Genomic DNA, 955 nt, shown 5'->3' with positions numbered 1-955 from the left:
GTGTCTCGTCCTGAATAAGGTTTACACCTTCTGGCTTCTTATCAGGAGGGTGCAATGGATTCGGGCGCAAAACGCAGTCAGCGCGATTACACGCTGACTTTTAAATTGTCGGTTGTCGACCAAGTCGAAAAAGGCGAGTTGAGTTATAAAGAGGCTCAACGGCGCTACGGAATTCAGGGTCGGTCGACGGTGTTGGTTTGGTTACGCAAGCATGGTCGGCAAGACTGGAGCCAAGGCGCCTCCATTCGTTCCCAAAGGAACCGACCGATGGACGAGCCCACTTTGCCCTTAACTCCCGAGCAGAGAATCAAAGAGCTTGAGGAGCAGTTGGCGCTGGCGAATCAGAAAGCCAAGTTTTTTGAAGACGTGGTGGATGTACTGAAGAACGACTACGGCGTCTCTGTCGTAAAAAAGCGGCCCGGCAAGTCGTTGCGCAAACCCAAACCCTGAGTGTCAGCAGGGCTTGCCAGTTTATGGGGATCAGTCGCCAAGCCTTTTACAAACGTAATCGCGTCTATCGGGCTCGCATCGAGCAAGATCAGAAACTCATCCAGTTTGTGCAGACAATCCGAGTACGCCAACCCTGCATTGGCGCCCGCAAATTGCACTCGTTGATGCACGCGGAGCTTGAGAAACAGGAGCTGCATGTCGGCCGCGATCGGTTATTGGCGGTCTTGCGTGATTACCGCCAACTGGTCCGCAGGAAGCGGGCTTATCACAAAACGACCGACAGTCATCATCACTTCCGCTGCCATCCCAATCTGCTCAAACCAGGCCCGTCGCAAGTTGTCGCTACCGGTCCGGAACAGGTCTGGGTGGCCGATATCACTTATCTGTCCACCAAGCGTGACGATCCGGTTTATTTGAGTCTGGTGACGGATGCCTTCTCGAGAAAAATAGTCGGCTATCACGTGCATAGCAGCTTACATGCCGACTCGGTGGCTCAAGCCTTGCG

1 pseudogene is annotated in these 955 nt (G+C 53.7%); it reads left to right on the top strand.

Annotated elements, in window-relative coordinates:
* Window positions 1-54: 54 nt before the first annotated feature.
* Window positions 55-955, top strand: a pseudogene (locus AC07Y2_RS28720) (IS3 family transposase); the annotation flags it as partial.

The sequence above is a fragment of the Pseudomonas sp. GW456-12-1-14-TSB6 genome (genome assembly GCF_059424205.1).
Note: the sequence above shows the minus strand (reverse complement) of the source record. Positions and strands in the feature narration are given on the sequence as shown.